17 protein-coding genes and 2 tRNA genes are annotated in these 19,851 nt (G+C 67.9%); 12 read left to right on the plus strand and 7 right to left on the minus strand.

Going from position 1 to position 19,851, the window contains the following annotated elements:
* The first annotated feature begins 269 nt into the window (after positions 1-269).
* From GD1_RS01480 to GD1_RS01490, 3 genes are all read left to right on the plus strand, one after another.
* Positions 270-1,778, plus strand: coding sequence for a CoA-acylating methylmalonate-semialdehyde dehydrogenase (locus GD1_RS01480; RefSeq protein WP_083533784.1), 1,509 nt, complete (start codon positions 270-272; stop codon positions 1,776-1,778).
* Between the two features lie 240 nt (positions 1,779-2,018).
* Entirely contained in the window at positions 2,019-2,366 is a 348-nt protein-coding gene (locus tag GD1_RS01485; RefSeq protein ID WP_059035187.1) for a hypothetical protein, read from the plus strand.
* On the plus strand, positions 2,366-4,186 hold the full coding sequence (locus tag GD1_RS01490) for an alpha/beta hydrolase (RefSeq protein ID WP_059035189.1): 1,821 nt from the start codon (positions 2,366-2,368) through the stop codon (positions 4,184-4,186). Before GD1_RS01485 ends, GD1_RS01490 begins: the two co-directional genes overlap by 1 nt.
* Here GD1_RS01490 and GD1_RS01495 read toward each other — a convergent pair.
* A complete protein-coding gene (locus GD1_RS01495) occupies positions 4,176-5,453 on the minus strand; it encodes a uracil-xanthine permease family protein (protein ID WP_020792342.1) in 1,278 nt (425 codons plus the stop codon). The two genes, GD1_RS01490 and GD1_RS01495, sit on opposite strands and share 11 nt — an antisense overlap.
* A 238-nt stretch (positions 5,454-5,691) precedes the next feature.
* Here GD1_RS01495 and GD1_RS25610 point away from each other — a divergent pair, with 238 nt between their 5' ends.
* The 5 genes from GD1_RS25610 (at position 5,692) to cmrA (ending at position 11,476) form a co-directional block, all read left to right on the plus strand.
* Positions 5,692-5,826 (plus strand): hypothetical protein, encoded by a 135-nt coding sequence (locus tag GD1_RS25610; protein WP_274381532.1) that lies wholly within the window; start codon positions 5,692-5,694, stop codon positions 5,824-5,826.
* A gap of 147 nt (positions 5,827-5,973) precedes the next feature.
* On the plus strand, positions 5,974-7,803 hold the full coding sequence (locus tag GD1_RS01500) for an ABC transporter ATP-binding protein (RefSeq protein WP_059035191.1): 1,830 nt from the start codon (positions 5,974-5,976) through the stop codon (positions 7,801-7,803).
* Positions 7,804-7,848: 45 nt separating this feature from the next.
* A complete protein-coding gene (locus GD1_RS01505; protein ID WP_020790019.1) occupies positions 7,849-8,400 on the plus strand; it encodes a PadR family transcriptional regulator in 552 nt (183 codons plus the stop codon).
* A gap of 54 nt (positions 8,401-8,454) precedes the next feature.
* On the plus strand, positions 8,455-10,515 hold the full coding sequence (locus tag GD1_RS01510) for an NADPH-dependent 2,4-dienoyl-CoA reductase (RefSeq protein WP_059035194.1): 2,061 nt from the start codon (positions 8,455-8,457) through the stop codon (positions 10,513-10,515).
* Between the two features lie 148 nt (positions 10,516-10,663).
* Entirely contained in the window at positions 10,664-11,476 is an 813-nt protein-coding gene (cmrA, locus tag GD1_RS01515; protein WP_059035196.1) for a mycolate reductase, read from the plus strand.
* A gap of 62 nt (positions 11,477-11,538) precedes the next feature.
* Here the strand turns inward: cmrA and GD1_RS01520 are convergent, their stop codons facing one another.
* Complete coding sequence (locus tag GD1_RS01520) at positions 11,539-13,113, minus strand: helicase HerA-like domain-containing protein (protein ID WP_059035198.1); 1,575 nt, start codon at positions 13,111-13,113, stop codon at positions 11,539-11,541.
* A gap of 133 nt (positions 13,114-13,246) precedes the next feature.
* On the opposite strand from GD1_RS01520, the gene orn reads away from it, so the two are divergent.
* From orn to GD1_RS24925, 4 genes are all read left to right on the plus strand, one after another.
* Positions 13,247-13,846, plus strand: coding sequence for an oligoribonuclease (gene orn, locus GD1_RS01525; RefSeq protein ID WP_020790063.1), 600 nt, complete (start codon positions 13,247-13,249; stop codon positions 13,844-13,846).
* A 102-nt stretch (positions 13,847-13,948) separates the two neighbouring features.
* Positions 13,949-14,021 (plus strand) — tRNA-His (locus GD1_RS01530).
* A 366-nt stretch (positions 14,022-14,387) separates the two neighbouring features.
* Entirely contained in the window at positions 14,388-15,296 is a 909-nt protein-coding gene (locus GD1_RS01535; protein ID WP_059035200.1) for an exodeoxyribonuclease III, read from the plus strand.
* A 201-nt stretch (positions 15,297-15,497) separates the two neighbouring features.
* Positions 15,498-15,668, plus strand: a complete 171-nt coding sequence (locus tag GD1_RS24925) for a hypothetical protein (protein WP_020793727.1) — start codon at positions 15,498-15,500, stop codon at positions 15,666-15,668.
* Positions 15,669-15,757: 89 nt separating this feature from the next.
* On the opposite strand, the gene GD1_RS01540 is transcribed toward GD1_RS24925, so the two are convergent.
* The 5 genes from GD1_RS01540 to GD1_RS01560 form a co-directional block, all read right to left on the minus strand.
* The gene (locus tag GD1_RS01540) at positions 15,758-16,972 is read right to left on the minus strand and encodes a L,D-transpeptidase (protein ID WP_059035202.1); all 1,215 of its coding nucleotides are present in this window, start codon (positions 16,970-16,972) and stop codon (positions 15,758-15,760) included.
* Between the two features lie 256 nt (positions 16,973-17,228).
* Entirely contained in the window at positions 17,229-17,837 is a 609-nt protein-coding gene (locus GD1_RS01545; RefSeq protein WP_083533780.1) for a hypothetical protein, read from the minus strand.
* Positions 17,838-18,229: 392 nt separating this feature from the next.
* Positions 18,230-18,302 (minus strand) — tRNA-Lys (locus GD1_RS01550).
* Between the two features lie 115 nt (positions 18,303-18,417).
* Complete coding sequence (locus tag GD1_RS01555) at positions 18,418-19,623, minus strand: L,D-transpeptidase (RefSeq protein ID WP_059035204.1); 1,206 nt, start codon at positions 19,621-19,623, stop codon at positions 18,418-18,420.
* The gene (locus tag GD1_RS01560) at positions 19,620-19,841 is read right to left on the minus strand and encodes a DUF3618 domain-containing protein (protein WP_020793436.1); all 222 of its coding nucleotides are present in this window, start codon (positions 19,839-19,841) and stop codon (positions 19,620-19,622) included. Before GD1_RS01560 ends, GD1_RS01555 begins: the two co-directional genes overlap by 4 nt.
* Between the last annotated feature and the right edge of the window lie 10 nt (positions 19,842-19,851).

Genomic DNA, 19,851 nt, shown 5'->3' on the forward strand with positions numbered 1-19,851 from the left:
GCATCGCGAGGACCCGAGTCGAGACCTCCGCCACCTACCCAGAGAACAGCACCACCTCCACAGGACAAACAGTGCTCACGTCGCCGAATCCGGGTGCGAAGGCCTCGACACGCCTCGTCGCTACGCTCCTCGTCGGCTCGACCACCGTGAAAAGTGCCTCGCCGCAGTCAGAACCTGATGGTCGAGCGGTGACCTCCGCAACCCACCCCGCAAACACCACCCTCATTCCGACACAACATCCGCAGATCAAGCAGAAGGGCCGAAACCCCATGTCATCGTCCGTACTGACCGCCACCGTCGACCACTGGATCAACGGCGGTCCGGTCACCGCCACCCCCGACACCCCGACCACCGATGTCTACTGCCCGGCCACCGGCGAGGTCACCAAGCGCGTTCCGGCCGGTTCCCGCACCGACGCCGAGGCCGCCCTCGCCAGTGCCGCCGCGGCATTCCCCACCTGGTCGGCGACCCCGGCACACATCCGCGCGCGGGTCATGTTCGCCTTCCGCGACAAGATGCTCGCCGACATCGACCGGTTGGCCGCCATCATCTGCGACGAGCACGGCAAGGTGATCGACGATGCTAAGGGTGAGCTGCAGCGCGGGATCGAGGTGATCGAGTTCTCCTGCGGCATAGCCGATCTGCTGAAGGGAGAGGTCACCGAGAGCATCGGCACCGGCGTCGACGGCATGTCGATGCGCAAGCCGCTGGGCGTGGTGGTGGGTATCGTGCCCTTCAATTTCCCGGCCATGGTCCCGCTGTGGATGGCACCGATCGCACTGGCCTGCGGGAACACCTTTGTACTCAAGCCGTCGGAGAAGGTGCCGACCCTGGCGATGGAGATGGCCGCGATGCTCTCCGAGTCCGGTCTGCCCGACGGCGCGTTCAACGTCGTCCACGGTGGCGGCGAGGTGGTGGACACCCTGATCACCGACCCGCGTGTCGAGGCGGTCAGCTTCGTCGGGTCCACGCCGGTCGCCGAGCACGTCCACCGCACCGCGACCGAGGCGGGCAAACGCGTCCAGGCGCTCGGCGGGGCGAAGAACCACCTGGTGGTGCTGCCCGACGCCGACATCGACAACGTGGTGAGTGCACTGATGGGTTCGGCCTACGGCTCGGCCGGTGAACGCTGCATGGCGATCTCGGTGGTGGTGCCCGTGGGCGACCAGGTGGCGCAGGCGATCCGCGACCGCCTGACCGAGCGGATCGCCGAACTGCGCGTGGGTCCGGGCACCGAACCCGGCATCGAGATGGGTCCGCTGGTCACCGACGCGCACCGCGACCGGGTGATCGGCTACATCGACACCGGGGTCGCCGAGGGCGCCGAACTCGTGGTGGACGGACGACACGGGAAGTCGTCGACCGGGTTCTTCCTGGGCGCGTCGCTGTTCGATCACGTGACACCCGACATGCGGATCTATCGGGAGGAGATCTTCGGACCGGTCCTGAGCATGGTCCGGGCCGACACCTTCGCCGAGGCACTGGATCTGGTCAACTCCCACGAGTTCGGCAACGGCGCGGCGCTGTTCACCTCCGACGGCCGCGCCGCCCAGACCTTCGTCTCCGAGGTCCGCGCCGGGATGGTCGGCGTCAACGTGCCGATCCCGGTCCCGATGGCGTTCCATTCCTTCGGCGGCTGGAAGCGCTCCCTGTTCGGCGACCACCACATCCACGGCCACGAAGGTGTCCGTTTCTACACCCGCTACAAGACCGCCACCGTCCGGTGGCCCCAGGCGGGCTCCGCACTCGCCGAGTACGTCATGCCGACGGCCAAGTAGGTCCTACGGCCGGCCCGGTGGGGCCGTCCAGGTGGAGTCACGAAGGCGTGGAATCTCGTGTCGGTGGAGATCGAGCGTCAGGAACCCCCGCCTGGGCGGACCCGGTCGGGCGCAACCGTAACCGGGCGGGAAACGTCCCCGGGCGGAACCCCTATCTACAAGAAACCGGATCGGATGGAACCGCGGCGGGGTCCGCTGCGTCCAATCCTTCGTAGCATCCCTGCGACCGAGGAGTCCGCCGTGTCCCCCACCCCGCCGTCATCGCTGTTCAACCCGCTGTCCCGGCTGTTCGGATCGGACTCGAACCGGTTCGGGGTGGATCCAGACCAGATCTCCGCACTGTCGGACACCTGGCGGTCGCAGGGGAACGCCGTCGGCGGGATCGGATTCGACGCCCTGACCGTCGACGGCGAGGGCAGCCGGGTGATCACCGCATTGCGTGCCACCGGCAAACCCGCACTCGCGGCCACCGAGTCGATCTCCGACCGGCTCATCTCGATGGCGGTGGCGCTCGAGGCGTTCAGTGCCACCAGTGAGACGCAGGACGCCTCGGTGGCCCATGTCTTCGACCTGATGACCGATCGCTGATGCGGCCGACCATCTCCCAACTGCGGTCGTGGAATCCGGACGGCATCACCGGGGCCGGCGAGTCGGCCCAGCAGGGTGCCGGTGTCCTCGATCTCGCGGCGACGACCGTCGCCGTCGCCACCCAGATCCCGTCGCACTGGCACGGGATGACCAAGGATGCCGCGTCCTACCGTGTCCGGCAGGAGACCGACCACGTCGAGGAGGTCCGCAATGTGCTGCAACAGGTCGCCGACGAGGCCAAGGACGCCGGCACGGACCTGAGTCATGCCCGGGCGGTGGCGCTCCGCGAGGTCGATGCCGCGATCGGTGCCGGTTTCACCGTGACCGACACCGGCCAGGTCTCACATCGTTCCGCCTCACGGGCCCGGGAGGCCGCGACGATCGCGGCGGCCATCGACCGTGCGCTGACGTTCATCGACGACACCGACGAGACCTACGGCGCCCGGCTCGACGACCTGCGTGCGGATCTGGCGGCGATGATCGACGGCCAACCCCCGGTGACCATCCCGGGGATGGGGACGGTGGATGCCGACGAGGCGGTGCGGCGGCTGCAGGCGATGACGATCGAGGAGCGCCGCACACTGCTCGAGCGTCTGTCCCCCACCGACATGCGCCGCCTCGTCCAGGCCGACCCGCGGGTCCTCGGGAACCTCGACGGCGTCCCGTTCGAGCAGCGGGGCATCGCCAACGAGATCAATGTCCGCAATGCACTCGCCGCCGAGATCCGCGTCAACGGCGACGATTCCCCGCGGGCCCGCACCCTTCGCGACATGTTGGGCCAGAAGAACACCACCGCCGCCGCCGCGCACGACTCACCGATCGGCCAGGCCGATCCCGACGACATGCAGGCCGAACGCATGATCATCGCCTTCGACAACACCCGCCTGGGCCGTTCCATCGAGATGGTCGGCCCGCTCGGTCGCGGTACCCGCAATGCCGCGGTGTTCATACCCGGCACCGGCACCAACCTCGACTCGGTCGGCGGAAGCAACCGGACGGTCGCCTGGAACCTGGCCAAACGCACCGACGGCCCGGTCTTCACCTATCTGGACGGCGATCTGCCCCAGGAGATCGTGCGCACCGAACCGTTGCAGAGCATCCCCCGCCTGTTCGCCGGGCTCGGTCCTGGGATCGCCGGACTGCCCGGTCATCTCGCCGACGCGGTCGACGAGAGTGCGGTCGACCCGCATTTCGCCGCCGACATGGCACCGCGGCTGAAGTCGTTCGGGCAGGCCCTCGACGCCGAACTCGACGCGGTGGCCCCCGGCGCCACCACCACCTACATCGGGCACTCCTACGGCGGCTCGGTACTCGGGACCGCCGAGCAACTCGGGCTGCGCGCCGACAACGTGATCTATGCGTCGTCGGCGGGCACCGGTGTCCTCGACGGTCCGTGGCACAACCCCGCCGAGAACGTCCGGCGTTACTCGTTCACCGCGCCCGGCGACTTCATGGAGTATCTCCAGGGCGTCCCGTTCGGACCCCACGGAGCCGACCCCGACGAGGTGCCGGGCGTGGTGCACCTGGACATGGGTACCTGGGGCGACGGCACTCGACCGATCACCGGGCCGAACGGACACGGCGCCTATTGGGACGACCCGGAGTCGACGCCGTTCCGCAACACCGTGGAGATCATCAGAGGCAACCATCCCGACACCCCACCCAACCCGGCACCGCCGATCCCGGAACGCCCCACACCCGAACTCCCGACTCCGAGATCGATTCTCGAACCGCTGATTCCCCGGCCGCTGATTCCCGGGCCACCGGGACGGTCGGGCAGTGACCCGACCTCACCGGAGGACGTCCCGTTCACTCCCTGACGCCGGCGGTCCCGCGCCATCCGCCGATCAGCCGCAGGCTGTGATAGATCACCAGCGCGGCGATCGCACCGATCGCGATACCGCCGAAGCTGAGTCCGCCGATCGTCCAGGTGAAATCGGCGATGCCGAGCACCAGCGGGATGGCGGCGGTGAACTGGTTGATGGGTTTGCCGAAGTCCACCCGGTTGGTGACCCAGATGTGGATGCCGATGATGCCGACCAGACCGTAGAGCGCGGTGGTCACGCCGCCGAGCACACCGGCCGGGATCGCCGCGATCACCGCACCGACCTTGGGGCACAGACCCAGGATGATCGCGGCGGCACCGGCCACCCAGTAGGCGGCCGTCGAGTACACCTTGGTCGCGGCCATCACACCGATGTTCTCGGCGTAGGTGGTCGTCGCCGATCCGCCGCCGCTGCCGGCGAGCACGGTGGCCAGGCCGTCGGCGGCCAGCGCACGGCCGATCCGGTTGTCGTAGTCGGCGCCGGTCATCATGCTCACCGACTTGACGTGCCCGATGTTCTCGACCAGCAGGACGAGCACCACCGGCAGGAAGGTGGGGATCACCGACAACGAGAAGGTGGGAGTGGTGAAGTCCGGCAACCCGATCCAGCCCGCCGACTCGATCCCGGAGGTGTCGACCTCACCGCGGACGAAGGCGAACAGGTAGCCGAGCACCACGCTGAGGAAGATCGCCAGACGTCCGAGCAGCCCCCGGAAGAATGCGATCGAGGCCAGCAGCAGCACCAGGGTGACGGTCGCGGTGACGGCGCCCTGCTCGAAGTTGTTCTTCGCCGCCGGCGCCAGGTTGAGACCGATCAGCGCGACGATGGTGCCGGTGACGATCGGCGGCATCGTCACCTCGATCCACTGTGTACCAACGAAGTTCACGATCACACCGATGACGACGAGCAGTGCGCCGACCACCACGATGCCGCCGAGTGCCGACGAATGTCCGTGCGAGGCCACCGCGGCGGTCACCGGGGCGATGATCGCGAAACTCGAGCCGAGGTAGCTCGGCAGCCGGTTACGGGTGATCAGCAGGAACAGGACGGTGCCGATACCGGAGAAGAACAGCGTCGTCGACGGCGGGAACCCGGTGAGCACCGGGACCAGGAAGGTGGCGCCGAACATCGCGACCACATGCTGCAGGCCGATCCCGATGGTGCGCGGCCAGCTGAGCCGCTCCCCCGGTGCGATCACCACCCCGTCGTCCACCTTGGTCCAACTCAGCATCCGCAACCCGCGGTCATCGCCGTTTGTCATGCGAAACAGTGTGCGCGACGGGCCGGTCCGGCGCGCACAAACCCCGTTGCACGCCGCTGGTCACACATGTGTAAAGACCACGCCGACTGACACCTGTCTCACGTGAAATAAACAGGCACTCATCAGTTTTCGGTTGACAGGGGGCATACAGGAAGGGAGCAGCTCAGCCGAAGGTGACGGTCATAGTTTCTTCCGTGTCGGCATCGATGCCGGCGTGTCCATCGACAAGGAGTAGACAATGCCTGGACCGCAGCGCCAGCCCCAGCAGCAGCGCCCGCAGAATCGCCCGCAGAATCAGCAGCAGCCGCGTCGCCGTCGTCGTGTCCGCGTGTGGGACTGGCGGACCTTCCGCTGGATCTGGGTCTGGCAGTGAGCCACACCCGTTAGATTCCCTTCTTTCCTCCGGTCACATCGCATCGCCCTGTGCGTCTCTGACCGGGTACGGACCGGCAGGCCCGGTGTGGCGCCCTTCGTCGCACCGGGTCCGGTCGCGTTCTGAACACACCCGTGGAGTTGCCCGATGACGACGATGACCGCCCTCCGACGTTTCGCCCCCGCCCTGCACGGGATGGGCCGGCGCTTCACCTTCGCCGGATTCCTGTTCGCCGTCGCCGCGATCTGTGAGATCTATGCGGTCTTCGTCCTCGCCGACGTCATCGACGGGGCACTCAACTCCGACAGCATCGCGTCCTTCGCACAGCTGGCGGGCATCTGGCTGGGTATCACCGCCGTCTCCACCGTCGCCGACTACTACGGTCAGATCATCTCGGTGGGGGTCTCCGAGGGGGTCGTCCTCCGCCTCCGGGACCGCCTGTTCGCGCACGTCCAGCGGCTGCATCCGGTCCTGCACCGTCGGCTGGGGCTGGGCAACCTGGTCAGCCGCCACTCCAGCGACCTCGAGGCCGTCGAATACCTCGTCGGGTCCGGGGTGATGCAGTTGAGTATCGCCATCCTCAACACCGTCGGGCTGGTCATCGCCGCCCTCCTGATGAGCTGGCAGGTGGCGCTGGTCGCCCTGGCCGCGGTACCGCTGTTGTGGTCGGTCTCGTCGATCTTCGCGCGCAGGCAGGTGGCCGCCACCCGCGACGAGCGCGGCGCCAACAGCGACATCGCCGACGCCGTGGAGACCGCACTGGTCGGCCACGAGACCGCCGTCGCCTACAACCAGCAGTCCCGCGAGCACGCGCGGCTGCACCGCCATGGCACGGCCTGGCGCGATGCCCGGATGGCACAGACCCGTGTGGAGGCCGGATTCGGCGCCGTGATGGGGTTCGGCCAGGTGGTGGTGACCCTGGCGATCGCCGTCGCCGGTGTCTGGCAGGTCCGCCAGGGCAGTCTCAGCATCGGCCAGCTACTCTCCCTGACCGGCTATCTCGGCATGCTGTACCCCAAGATGCAGGAGATCGCCGACGTCCGCCTCGCCGTCGCCTCCGCGGTGGTCAGCGCCGAACGCGTGGCCGAGGTACTCGACCTGCAACCCACCGAGCACGACTCCGACGCGGCGCGTGCACTCGATGCCGCCACCCGACCTGATGCCACCGCCCGACCCGATGCCGGCGCCGCCGCTTCGCCCGCGGTCGGCCCCGCGGCGTCGGACACCACCTACGGGGTACCGGTCGTGCTGCGGTCGGTATCGCTGCGCCGCGACGCCCTCCCCGTCCTCGACGACGTCGACCTGACACTGTCGCCCGGCCAGATCACCGCCCTCGTCGGGCCCAGCGGTACCGGCAAGACGAGCCTGGCGTCGCTGCTGTGCCGCTTCGAGCACCCCGATTCCGGCTCGATCACCCTCGGCGACCGCGACTACGACACCCTGACCGGTCATGCCATCCGCGACCAGGTCACCCTGCTGCCCCAGTCGCCGGTGATCAAGGGCGCGACCGTCGCCGACAACATCGCCTACGGCCGGCCCGACGCCGACCGCGCGGCCATCATCCGTGCCGCCCAGGCCACCGATGCCGACGAGTTCATCCGGGCACTGCCCGACGGCTACGACACCGAACTGCATGACGGCGGCCTGACCCTGTCGGGCGGGCAGCGTCAGCGGATCGCGATGGCGCGTGCCATGATCCGCGACACGCCGGTACTCATCCTCGACGAGCCCACCTCGGGACTCGACGACCGGACCGTCTCCCGCATCCTCGAACCGCTGCGGCGTATCGCCTCGGGTCGCACCACGCTGCTGATCACCCACGACCAGCGGGTCGCCGACATCGCCGACCGCATCATCGAGCTCCACGCCGGGCACCTGCAGGAGCAGCCCCGGTGGATCCTCCCGGAGGACCTCGACGCCCCCGCGATCATCGGGCAGGACGCCGCCGAGCCCAGCCCTATGCACCTACGCGCATAGTGTCACCATTGCATAGTGCGTTGTTGCACTGCTAGCGTCTGAGGCGTGGCACTCGAACACGCGATCATGGTGTCGTTGTCCGAACGACCGGGCACCGGCTACGAACTCGGTCGTCAATTCGACCGGTCGATCGGCCATTTCTGGTCGGCGACCCATCAGCAGATCTATCGGACGCTGCGCAAACTCCACGCCGACGGCCTCGTCAGCTATGAGCCCGTGGTGCAGGAGGGCCGACCGGACAAGAAGGTCTACACCCTGTCCGACGCCGGGCGGGAAGCGCTGCGGGACTGGGTCGCCACCCCGACCCCGATCCAGAAGCTGCGCGACGATCTCGGCCTGAAGATCCGGGCCGCCCAGATCGAGGACCTCCCCGAGGTGATCACCGAGCTGCACCGCCACCGCGACCTCCACGTCGCCCGCCTCGACCTGTACCGGGGATTCGAGAAGGACGACTATCCCGATCCCGACCGGCTGACCGGCCGACGCCTGCACCAGTACCTGGTGCTGCGTGGCGGCGTCCGGATCGAGGAGGGATTCATCGACTGGTGCGACGAGGTGCTCACCGCACTCCAGCGAGAACTCGACGAGAACTCCTGAACTCCCACAGATTCCGACGTCCGCACGCGACGTTCCACACAGAGAGGTGACTCGATGACAGCCCCGTCGACCGAGCGCAACGCCTACTACCCCCATCTGTTCGATCCCCTCGACATCGGTGGCATGACCATCCGGAACCGGATCGTGATGGGCTCCATGCACACCGGACTCGAGGACCGGATCTGGGACACCGACAAACTCGCCGCCTACTTCGCCGAACGCGCCCGCGGCGGTGCGGGCCTGATCATCACCGGCGGCTTCGGCACCAGCCGCACCGGCCTGCTGATGGCCTTCGGCGGCAAGATGACCAACGTCGTCGACATGATGCGCCACAAGCGCATCACCAAGGCCGTCCACAAGGAGGGCGGCAAGATCGCGATGCAGCTGATCCACGCCGGCCGATACGGCTACACGCCGTTCAAGGTGGCGCCGGGCAAGGAACCGTCACCGATCCACCCGTTCAAACACCTGCGGATGACCGAGCCGATCATCCGGCACGTGATCACCTCGTTCGGACAGTCCGCCAAGCTCGCCCGCGAGGCCGGCTACGACGCGATCGAGATCATGGGTGGCGAGGGCTACCTGATCAACCAGTTCCTGTGCCCGCACACCAACGACCGCACCGACAAGTGGGGCGGCTCCACCGAGAACCGGCAGCGTTTCCTGGTGGAGGTGATCACCGAGATCCGCCGGCAGGTGCCACGCGACTTCCCGGTGATCCTGCGCCAGTCCATCGCCGATCTGGTCCGCAACGGCCAGACGTGGGACGAGATCGCACTGATGGCCCGCAAGGCCGAGGCGCTCGGCGTCGACGCGATCAACACCGACATCGGATGGCATGAGGCGCAAGTCCCGACCATCGTCACCTCGGTCCCGCGCGCGGCCTTCGTGAAGTTCACCGAACGCCTGCGCGACGAGGTCTCGATCCCCCTGATCGCGGCCAACCGGATCAACACCCCCGAACTCGCCGAGGAGATCCTCAACCGCGGACGGGTCGACGCGATCCAGATGGCCCGCCCGTTCCTGGCCGACCCGCACCTGGCGAACAAGGCGCAGGAGGGTCGCGCGGACGAGATCAACACCTGCATCGGATGCAACCAGGCGTGCCTCGATCACGCCTTCGTCGGCAAACACGTGTCGTGCCTGGTGAATCCGCGTGCCGGACGCGAGACCACACTGATCCTCGGCCCCACCCGCAGGGCCAAGCGGGTCGCGGTGATCGGCGCCGGACCGGCCGGGTTGTCGGCGGCGGTCTCGGCCGCCGAGCGCGGCCACCGGGTGGACCTCTACGAGGGTGGCAGCAGCATCGGCGGCCAGTTCTCGATCGCCTCCCGGATCCCGGGCAAAGAGGAGTTCGCCGAGACCATCCGCTACTTCACCCGCCGCCTCGAGGTACTCGGCGTCACCGTCCACCTCGACACCCGGGTGAGTGCCGACGACATTGTCGCCGGGAAGTTCGACGACGTCGTCGTCGCCACCGGTGTCACCCCGCGCGTCCCGAACATCCCCGGGGTGGACCATCCGATGGTGATGTCCTACGCCGACGCCGTGCTCGGCCGCCGCGAGATCGGCAAGCGGGTCGCGGTGATCGGCGCGGGCGGCATCGGCTTCGACGTCAGCGAGTTCCTCACCACCGACGAGTCACCGACGCTCAATCTCAAGGAATGGGAACAGGAATGGGGTGTCACCGAGGACCCGGAGACACCCGGCTTCGTCACCCGACCACGACCGCTGCCGGCGATCCGGCAGGTGTATCTGGTGCAGCGCAAGCCCGGGAAGCAGGGTAAGACACTCGGCAAGACCACCGGCTGGGTGCACCGCGCACAGATGAAGATGAAAGGCGTGGAACAGATCTCGGGCGCAACCTACGATCGGATCGACGATCGGGGGCTGCATCTGAGCTTCCACGACGCCGACGGCACCGTCACCGAGACCCGCATCCTCGAGGTCGACAACGTCGTGCTGTGCGCCGGACAGGAGTCGGTCCGTGAACTCGTCGACCCGCTCACCCTGGCCGGGATCACCACGCATGTGATCGGCGGCGCCGACCTCGCGGCCGAACTCGACGCCAAGCGCGCCATCCGGCAGGGCACCGAGGTCGCCGCGGGGATCTGATCCCCACGGCGCCTGATCCCCACGGTGCCTGATCCCACCGCGTCTGATCCCACGGCGCCTGATCCCACGGCGTCCCGGTGGCACCGGAGACGGTGACACCGGGACGCGGATCGATCACCGGCGGGGACTGCTGATTACGATGAGCGGCATGGCAGTCCCCGCACCGTCCGCCTCCGCCCGCGCCGTCGTCACCGGAGCCTCCTCCGGGATCGGTATGGCCCTGGCCCGGACCCTCGCCCGCCGCGGCCATTCCCTCATCCTGGTCGCCCGCCGCGGCGAGATCCTCGAGGAACTCGCCGAGGAGCTGCGCACCGAGCTGCATGTCGTCGTCGAGGTACGGCCCACCGACCTCGCGGACCCGACGGCGGTGGCGGTTCTCGCCGCCGAACTCGCCGGACGCGAGATCTCGATCCTGGCCAACAACGCCGGCATCGCCACCTTCGGCCCGGTCGCCGAGCTCGACGCCGACTACGAGCGCGCCCAGGTCCTGTTGAACGTCAACGCCGTTCACGACCTCACCCTGGCCGTGCTGCCACAGATGGTGGCCCGGCGCGCCGGCGGCATCCTGATGGTGGGATCGGCGGCGGGCAATATGCCGATCCCCAACAACGCCACCTACGCGGCGAGCAAGGCGTTCGTGAACACCTTCAGCGAGTCACTGCGCGGCGAGGTGTCGGGGCAGGGCGTGCACGTCACACTGCTCGCGCCGGGGCCGGTGCGCACGCACACGCCGTCGGCCGAGGAGGCCTCGATCGTCGACAAGCTCGTCCCCGACTTCCTCTGGCACTCCAGCGACAAGGTCGCCGAGATGAGCCTGGATGCGTTGGAGCACAACAAGATGCGTGTGGTGCCAGGCACGTTGTCGAAGGCGATGTCGGTGGCCGGCGGCTACAGTCCGCGCGCGGTGGTCGCCCCCATCGTCGGCACCTTCTACCGCAAGCTCGGCGACGGCGAGCAGTAGCCGGGCACCCGCCCGCCCGGGCTGTCCGCCCCGGCGGGCGCCGACGCCTCAGCGTCGGCACCTCAGCGCCGGCGCCGGCCGGTACCGAAGATCGCGCGGCTGAACTCACGGCCCGCGGCGGTTGCCGCCGACTTCAGGAAGTTCTGCATCGGCTTGCTGGTGAGCACCTCGGTCAGGATGCCCGGCTCCTCCGGCACCGGCTTCGGGGCCGGTGCAGACTTCGGAGTCGGGGCCGGGGTCGGGGCCGGAACGGGCGCCGGTGCGTCGGGCGACTCCCCCGGTGCAAGGGTCTTGGCGGCGAGCTTCTCGTAGGCCGATTCCCGGTCGATCGACTGGCCGTACTCGGCATAGAGCGGGCTCGCCGTGGCCGCGGCGGTGATGCCCTCGGCCCCGACCGCCTGCATCGACGACCGCGGCGGGCGGATCACCGTCCACGCCACCGGTGTGGGCGCACCCCTCTCCGAGAGCACCGTCACCACCGCCTCGCCGGTACCGAGCGCGGTGAGTGTCTGGTCGAGCTTGTACACATCGGAGACCGGATAGGTCTTGACCGTCTTGGCCAGGGCCTTCTGGTCGTCGGGGGTGAAGGCGCGCAATGCGTGCTGAATCCGTGAACCCAGCTGGGAGAGCACGTCGTTGGGGATGTCGGTGGGCAGCTGTGAGCAGAAGAACACGCCGACGCCCTTGGACCGGATGAGCTTGACGGTCTGCACCACCTGCTCTTTGAACGCCTTGGACGCGTCGGCGAACAGCAGATGCGACTCGTCGAAGATGAACACCAGCTTGGGCTTGTCGAGGTCGCCGACCTCGGGCAGGAACTCGAACAGGTCGGCCAGGATCCACATCAGGAACGTGGAGAACAGGGCCGGGCGGGTGGCCTGCGCGCCGAGTTCGAACAGGGTGATCACGCCGCGGCCGTCGGCGGCGAGGCGCAGCAGATCGGTCGGCTCGATCTCCGGCTCACCGAAGAAGGTGTCACCGCCGTCGGCGGCCAGGTTGGTCAGCGCCCGCAGGATCACCCCGGCGGTCTGGGTGGAGACCCCGCCGATCGCCTTGAGTTCGGGTTTGCCCTCGTCACCGGTCAGGTAGGCGATCACCGCCCGCAGGTCCTTGAGGTCGAGCAGCGGCAGACCGCGCTGGTCGGCCCAGTGGAAGATCAGGCCGAGCACCGACTCCTGGGTCTCGTTGAGTCCGAGCACCTTTGCCAGCAGGATCGGCCCGAACGAGGTGATCGTGGCGCGGATCGGTACGCCGATCCCGGAATCACCGAGCGAGACGAACTCCACCGGGTGGGCGGTGGGCTGCCAGTCGTCGCCGGTCTGCCCGGCACGTTCGGTGATCTTGTCGTTGGACTCACCGGGATTGCTCAGCCCGGACAGATCGCCCTTGATGTCGGCCATGATCACCGGCACGCCGTTGGCGGAGAGCTGTTCGGCGATCAGCTGCAGGGTCTTGGTCTTGCCGGTGCCGGTGGCCCCGGCGACCAGCCCGTGCCGGTTCATCATCGACAGCGGAATCCGCACCCGCGCATCGGCACTGACCTGGCCGTCCACCGACACCGAGCCGAGTTCGAGCGCGGTCGAGGAGAAGGCATAACCGGCCGCGATCGTCGCGGCCGCCTGAGCGGGATCGGTCACTGCGGCGGTTCCTTCCGTCGGGTGGGGTGGCCGGTATGTGACCGGCGGGCGCCGCCCGGTCACGAATGCACCCGATCACGATAGCCGCCCGACTTCGCCGGGGGTGGGACCTGCGGTTGGCTAGAGTTGACGGGTGCAGGACAAACTGGTGTGGATCGACTGTGAGATGACCGGACTCCGCCTGGAGTCGGACAAATTGATCGAGATCGCGGCGTTGGTGACCGACAGTGAGCTCAACATCCTCGGCGAGGGTGTCGACGTCGTCATCCATGCCGACGACGATGCGCTGGCCGCGATGCCCGACGTGGTGCAGAAGATGCATGCGAACTCCGGGCTCACCGAGGAGGTCCGACGCTCCACGGTGACCCTCGACGAGGCGCAGAAGCTGGTGCTGGACTATCTGCGCAAGCACATCCCGAGTGCCGGGACGGTGCCGTTGGCGGGCAACTCCATCGCCACCGACCGCGGGTTCATCAGCCGGGACATGCCCGAGCTCGACGCCTTCCTGCACTACCGCATGGTCGACGTCAGCTCGATCAAGGAGCTGTGCCGGCGCTGGTACCCCAAGATCTACTTCGGACAGCCGGAGAAGGGACTCGCCCACCGGGCGCTCGCCGACATCCGGGAGTCCATCCGGGAACTCAAGTACTACCGGGCCGCGGCGTTCGTCCCGGCCCCCGGACCCGACGCCGATGCGCTGACCCAGATCACCACCGACCTCGGACCGGCCTGAAACCGCTGGTAGAGAGGCGATTGGCGTTTTATGTCATCCATTCGCTAGAGTATGTTCCTGGCTCTGGAACCCGGTGAAAACCCCGGGCCCCAGATGCCGATGGTGAGTGTAGTTCAGTTGGTAGAGCACCAGGTTGTGATCCTGGCTGTCGCGGGTTCGAGTCCCGTCACTCACCCCGAACAAGTGGGAGGCCCCGAACGGGGCCTCCCACTTCGGGTTTCGGCACCTGTTCGCCGAGGCGATCACTTCCCCCGCATCCCGCACCGGATCGCCGTCGATCCGGCCCGGCGAGACCCGATGACGAGTCACGGCGACACGAGTCCGTGTGCCGGGGCCACCGCCCCATCCCCGCGACCCACCCCCCGCGACCCACTCCCGCGACCACCGACCGCTCAGCGGGCCGTCAGCGGCCGCGGGACACGTATCCGGGTTCGCGGGCGCCCGAGTCGATACGGCGGCGTTCGAGCGCGTTCCAGAGCGTTCCAGGGCGCGCTCCGGCCCCCTGGAACCATCTGCGCGACGATGCGGCACAGTATCGGACATGACTGCCCCAGACCGATCCGGCACCGGCTCGTTCACGGTCGCGTCGTTCAACGTCAACGGCATCCGGGCGGCGCGGCGTCGTGGCTTCGACGAGTGGCTGGCCACGCGGGGCCCCGACGTGGTGGCGCTGCAGGAACTGCGGTGTCCGGCCACCGAGGTCGGCGAGTTCGACGGGTACTCGGCCGCGGTGGACGTCGGCTCGGTGCCCGGCCGCAACGGCGTGGCGCTGCTCACGCGACGGCCGCCGGTCGCCGTGCGCACCTGGGTGAGTCATCCGCCTCGGGCCCGCGGCCTCGGCGAGTTCGCCGCGCACGGGCGCTACATCGAGGCCGATCTGGCCGACCGGCCGCTCACGGTGGCCTCCCTGTATCTGCCGAAGGGCGGCCTACCCGCGCACCTGCAACGGCCCGGATCGATGCGGGAGGCGCCCGACGGGGGCGCCAGATACGAACGCAAACGACGCTTCCTGGATGCCTTCACCCGGGAGGTCAATCGCAATCGCCTCGCCGCGGCCCGGGCGGGCCGCGAGTTCCTGCTGGTCGGCGACCTCAACGTCGCACACACCCGGCACGACGTCACCAACTGGCGGCCGGCACAGAAGATGGACGGATTCCTCCCCGAGCACCGCGAGTGGTTCGACACCGTGCTGGGCAGCCGCAGGCTCGTCGACGTGGTCCGGCAGACCCACGGCGAGCGCCCCGGTCCCCTGACGTGGTGGAGCTGGGCCGGACAGTCGTTCACCAAGGACGTGGGTTGGCGCGTCGACCATCAGCTCGCCACCCCCGGTCTCGCACGCCTGGCCGTCGACGTCACCGTCGACAAAGAGGCCGCACCGGATGAACGCCTCTCCGACCACGCACCCCTCGTCGTCACCTACCGCGAGCTGCTCCCCCAGACGCTCACCTGACCGGGTTCCCGGTGTCGGCGGCGACGTGCGCTATGTCCGCCCCGTGCGGTGTCGGTGCCGGGATGTGGTGGCGGACAGACCACGGACTCGCCTGTCGGCGGGTGCCCGCCCCGGTCACCCGAGCGCAATCCTGCGAGACCGGTCACCACGACACGCAGACGATTCGTCGGTGTTCACCTTCGTCACCTACTCTCTCGGTCCATGCTCGAGGAACTGAACAAGGCCGCCGAGAAGGTCGGTCTCCACGTCGCCCCCGGTAAGAAAAAAGACACCTACTCGGTCCGTAAGGCCAAGAGCGGCAAGCTGGTCGCGAAGAAGATCGACGCCGACGAGGTGGCGGCGATCATCAAGGACGCCAAGAAGAAGAAATAGTCGTTCCCACCCCGACACAGACGACGCAGGGGCGCGACCGGAATTCTCCGGTCGCGCCCCTGCGTCGTCTGTGTCGGCGGCGTCGGTGATCAGGCGTTGCCCTTGGACCACTTCTCCCACGGGATGTTCCAGTCACCGAGGCCGTCGGTGCCCGGCAGTTCCCCGCCGACGGTGTTCTTCACGACCACCGGGTCACCGCGCAGCGTGTTGTTCATGACCCACAACGCGTTCTCCGGGCTCAGGTTCAGACATCCGTGGCTGGTGTTGGTGTTGCCCTGCGCCCACACCGACCACGGGGCCGAGTGGAAGAAGATTCCGCTGTAGGACATGCGGGTCGCATAGTCGACCGGGGTGCGATATCCGTCGGCCGAACCGACCGGAACACCGTAGGTGGACGAGTCCATGATGATGTTGTCGTGCTTGTCCGACACCAGGTACACGCCGTTGTCGGTGGGCGTGGAGTCCTTGCCCATCGAGGTCGGCATGGTGCGGATGGTCTTGCCGTTCTGCACGAACGAGACCTGCTTGGTCTTGTCGTCGGCGGTGATGATCATCGAGCGACCCACCTTGAACGTCGACTTGACGTTCTCCTGTCCGAACAGGCCGTCACCGAGGTCGATGCCGTAGGTGTTCACCGCGACGCTGACGGTGGTGCCCGGCTTCCAGTACTCCTTGGGGCGCCACCGCACCTCGGAGTCGCTGATCCAGTAGAAGGCACCCTCGGTGGGCGGGTTGGTGGTGATCTTGATGGCCTGCTGGGCGGCCTTGCGATCGGGGATCGACTCGTCGAACTTCACCGCCACGGGCTGCCCGACGCCGACGGTCTCACCGTTGCTGGGCGTGAGGTAGGCCTGGGTGAGGCTGTTGGGGGCTCGGGTGGTGAAGCTGACCTTCTTGGTGCTGGCGCCGCCGACACCGACCGCGTCGGCGGTCAGGGTGTAGGAGCGGTTGTAACCGAGCGCCTCGGCGCTGGTCCAGCTGGCACCGTCGTCGGACATGGTGCCGGTCAGCTGCGATCCGTCGGCCTTGTTGATACGGACGTTGGTCAGCGCACCCTCGCTGGCGTTCACCGTGATCGGGGCGCCCGGCTGCACGCCGACGGCGTCGTCGACGAGCGGCTTCTCGCCCCATTCGGTGATGGTCAGGCCCGGCTTGAGCAGATCGTCGAAGAGCACCGAGCTCGAGACGTCGCTGGAATAGGAGGCTTCCTGCGAGCAGGAGGTGACCAGGGCGACGACGGCCATCAAGACCCCGACGACCAACACCATCGACCGAGACCGATGCCGAGTCCGATTGCTCCCCATGTCACTCCAAAACCTCACGGGGCCACCACTGTCTGGCCCACAACTGACCTGCTGCCTCGCACCCAGAGTGTACGAGAACTCGGGAATGCCCGAGTCGGTCGGCCGCATGACATCCGGGGTCCGCGCCGGGGGTCCGGCGCGGATGAGATGACGTGAGCCGACATGAATGAACGCCCCGTGCACAGCGGGGCGTCCATGCCTGCCGACGATGCTACCAGGAGATTTCGCAGAACCAGTCCGACATACCGGGCGATGTCTAGTGCGGCGTCGGGGTGTCGGTCGGGCCTCCGGTGGCCGGGGCGGGCGCATCGGCCCCCTTCGCGGGCCGGCGACGCATCTGGAATCCGACGAGCGTGATGGCCGCGAAGACCACCGCACCGATGATCACGCCGATCAGCGTCGCCCCGCGGAATCCGGGCGCCTGGACATCGAGAATCCGTTCACCGGCGTGCGCCCCGTTACCCGCGCCGAGCACGATCCCCAGGGTCAGCAGGTTGGGGATCGACACGACGATGGCCAGGATCAGGAACGCCGGGACGAAGAACTTGCGCCGCGACCAGCGTCGGGCACCGAACGCCAGGAACAGGAACAGCAGCGTCACCAGGGTGCACACCAGACCGAATCCGAGGCCGGTGAGAATCCCCTGCCCCATGCTCTCGGCGGCCATGTTGCCCACCCGCTGCGCCCACCATCGCGGCAGGAACGCGGCCAGGATGAAGTAGGCCGCGACGACCACCGCGATGAGGATGACCGTCCAGACCGTCTTCTTGGCCCACGACGGCCAGCCGGTCTGGACCTTCGCCGGCGACGACGATGGCGGCGGCGGTGGTGGCGGTGTTGACCCTGCCTTGTCGAGAGCTCCCATGGTTGTCCATCCTTGTCAGCCGCGACCGTTTACGCCACTGCGCGCGCCGGTGATGCCCGTTTCGGTCTGTCTGCTTCGGTCTGCCCGGTACCGCCGCCGGAGGCGGCGACGTCGGACCGGCCGCCCTTCGATGGTCGGTGCGGGTCCGAACGCGGGACCGCCCGGGTCTCAGCCGTCCCGCGCGGCGTCGTCGCGCACGGGTCGAGAACTCCGGCGAGTTCGCAAGGCCGAGACGAGGATCGATCCACCGGAGCCGTCGCGCCGCCCGGCTCCCCCACTCCGTTGCCGTCACCCCGATGCCGTCACCCGACACCGATCCGACGGACACCGGTACCCGAGTACGAGAAAACCCCCGCCGCCGGTGATTTCCGGTGGCGGGGGTTTCCCGTCGGTGCGCCATCAGGGACTCGAACCCCGAACCCGCTGATTAAGAGTCAGCTGCTCTGCCAATTGAGCTAATGGCGCTTGGCCTTGGCTCCGCGTTCCGCTCCTTGAGCCGAAGAGAACATTACATGACAGTTTGCCGAGATATGAAATCGCCTGGTCAGGACGGGTTTTGGGCGCAATCCGCGGTGTTGGCTCAGGCGTTGCCCTTCGACCAGACCGACCACGGGACGTTCCAGTCACCGAGTCCGTCATCCCCCGGCAAGGTGGGTCCGACGGCGTTCTCGACGGTGACGATGTCGCCACGCTTGGCGTGCTGGAGGAACCATTCGGCGTTCTCCGGGCTCACGTTGAGGCAGCCGTTGCTGACGTCGTCGACCCCCTGATCACCCAGTGACCAGGGCGCGGAGTGCACATAGATGCCGCTGTAGGAGATCCGGGTGGCGTCATAGACCACCTCGCGATAGCCGCCGGCCGAATTCACCGGGACACCATAGGTCGATGAGTCCATGATCACACTCGGCTCCCGCTCGGCCACGATGTAGGTGCCGTTGTTGGTGGGGGTCGAGTCCTTGCCCATCGAGGTCGGCATGGTCTTCACCACCTTGCCGTTGACTGTGATGGTGATCATGTGGGTCTTGTCGTCGGCGGCCGCGACAAAGCTGCGACCCACCGTGAAGTGCGTGTTCAGTGTGTTGTCGCCGTACACGCCGTCACCGAGGTCGATGCCTTTTGTGTTCACCTTCACACTCACCTTGGTGCCGGGCTTCCAGAAGTGTTCCGGACGCCACCGCACCATCGAGTCGTTGACCCAGTAGAACGCCCCCTGCACCGGCGGATCGGTGGTGACGGTGATCGCCTGCTGCGCGTTCTTCTTGTCGGTGATCGGCTGATCGAAGTTGATCATCACCGGCTGCCCGACGCCGACGGTCTCGCCGTCGTCGGTGACGCTGGTCGCACTCGCCGTCGAATCCGCCGAGGCCGTGGAGAACCCGAGTTTGCGTGCGCCGGTCCCCTGCACACCGTCGGCCGCGGCGGTCAGCGTGTAGTGCGTGCCGAAGTCGAGTCCGTCGGTGGCGGTCCACGTGGAGCCGTCGGACGACATCGAGCCCGCGACCGGACCGTCGGGCCCGGTGACGGTCACCGACGTCAGGCCGCCCTCGTGAGCGGTCACCGTCAGCGGCGCACCGGGCATCACACCCACCGCATCGTCGCGGACCGGACGGTTGCCCCACCCGGTCACATCGATCGTCGGTTGCCCCAGAGAACTCAGCGCCGGCACGTCACCCACCGTGTCCGGATACGACGACGACGCCGTGCAACCTGGCATAACGGTCACAGCGGCGCCGACGGTGAGTAGGAGGAGCGCGTTTCGGGCACGATGGCCCCGCGCGGGGATCACGCCATGATCCTGCGGATGACGAGGAGCGCGACGACCGCCCCGACACCGACCAGGGTGTACTTGACCGGCGGCTTGTTGAGTGTCGCCAGCGCGGTGGCCTTGGCGTCGTCGGCCAGCCGCTGCGGATTGGCGCGCGCAGCCAGCTCGTCGAGCGTGTTGGCCAGGTCTTCGCGGGCCTTCGCGATGTCCTGCTCGATACGGTCGGTATCCCCGGCCACGTGGTCCTCC

Origin of the sequence: Gordonia desulfuricans NBRC 100010, from assembly GCF_001485495.1 — a bacterium.
Lineage (GTDB): Bacteria > Actinomycetota > Actinomycetes > Mycobacteriales > Mycobacteriaceae > Gordonia > Gordonia desulfuricans.

Excerpts from the sequence above, each read along its gene's own strand:
- GD1_RS24925 (WP_020793727.1), top strand. The coding sequence starts at position 15,498 with ATGCTCGAGGAACTGAACAAGGCCGCCGAGAAGGTCGGTCTCCACGTC.
- GD1_RS01540 (WP_059035202.1), bottom strand. The coding sequence starts at position 16,972 with ATGGGGAGCAATCGGACTCGGCATCGGTCTCGGTCGATGGTGTTGGTC.
- GD1_RS01545 (WP_083533780.1), bottom strand. The coding sequence starts at position 17,837 with ATGGGAGCTCTCGACAAGGCAGGGTCAACACCGCCACCACCGCCGCCG.
- GD1_RS01535 (WP_059035200.1), top strand. The coding sequence starts at position 14,388 with ATGACTGCCCCAGACCGATCCGGCACCGGCTCGTTCACGGTCGCGTCG.
- GD1_RS01480 (WP_083533784.1), top strand. The coding sequence starts at position 270 with ATGTCATCGTCCGTACTGACCGCCACCGTCGACCACTGGATCAACGGC.
- GD1_RS01490 (WP_059035189.1), top strand. The coding sequence starts at position 2,366 with ATGCGGCCGACCATCTCCCAACTGCGGTCGTGGAATCCGGACGGCATC.
- cmrA (WP_059035196.1), top strand. The coding sequence starts at position 10,664 with ATGGCAGTCCCCGCACCGTCCGCCTCCGCCCGCGCCGTCGTCACCGGA.
- GD1_RS01500 (WP_059035191.1), top strand. The coding sequence starts at position 5,974 with ATGACGACGATGACCGCCCTCCGACGTTTCGCCCCCGCCCTGCACGGG.
- GD1_RS01510 (WP_059035194.1), top strand. The coding sequence starts at position 8,455 with ATGACAGCCCCGTCGACCGAGCGCAACGCCTACTACCCCCATCTGTTC.
- GD1_RS01495 (WP_020792342.1), bottom strand. The coding sequence starts at position 5,453 with ATGACAAACGGCGATGACCGCGGGTTGCGGATGCTGAGTTGGACCAAG.
- GD1_RS25610 (WP_274381532.1), top strand. The coding sequence starts at position 5,692 with ATGCCTGGACCGCAGCGCCAGCCCCAGCAGCAGCGCCCGCAGAATCGC.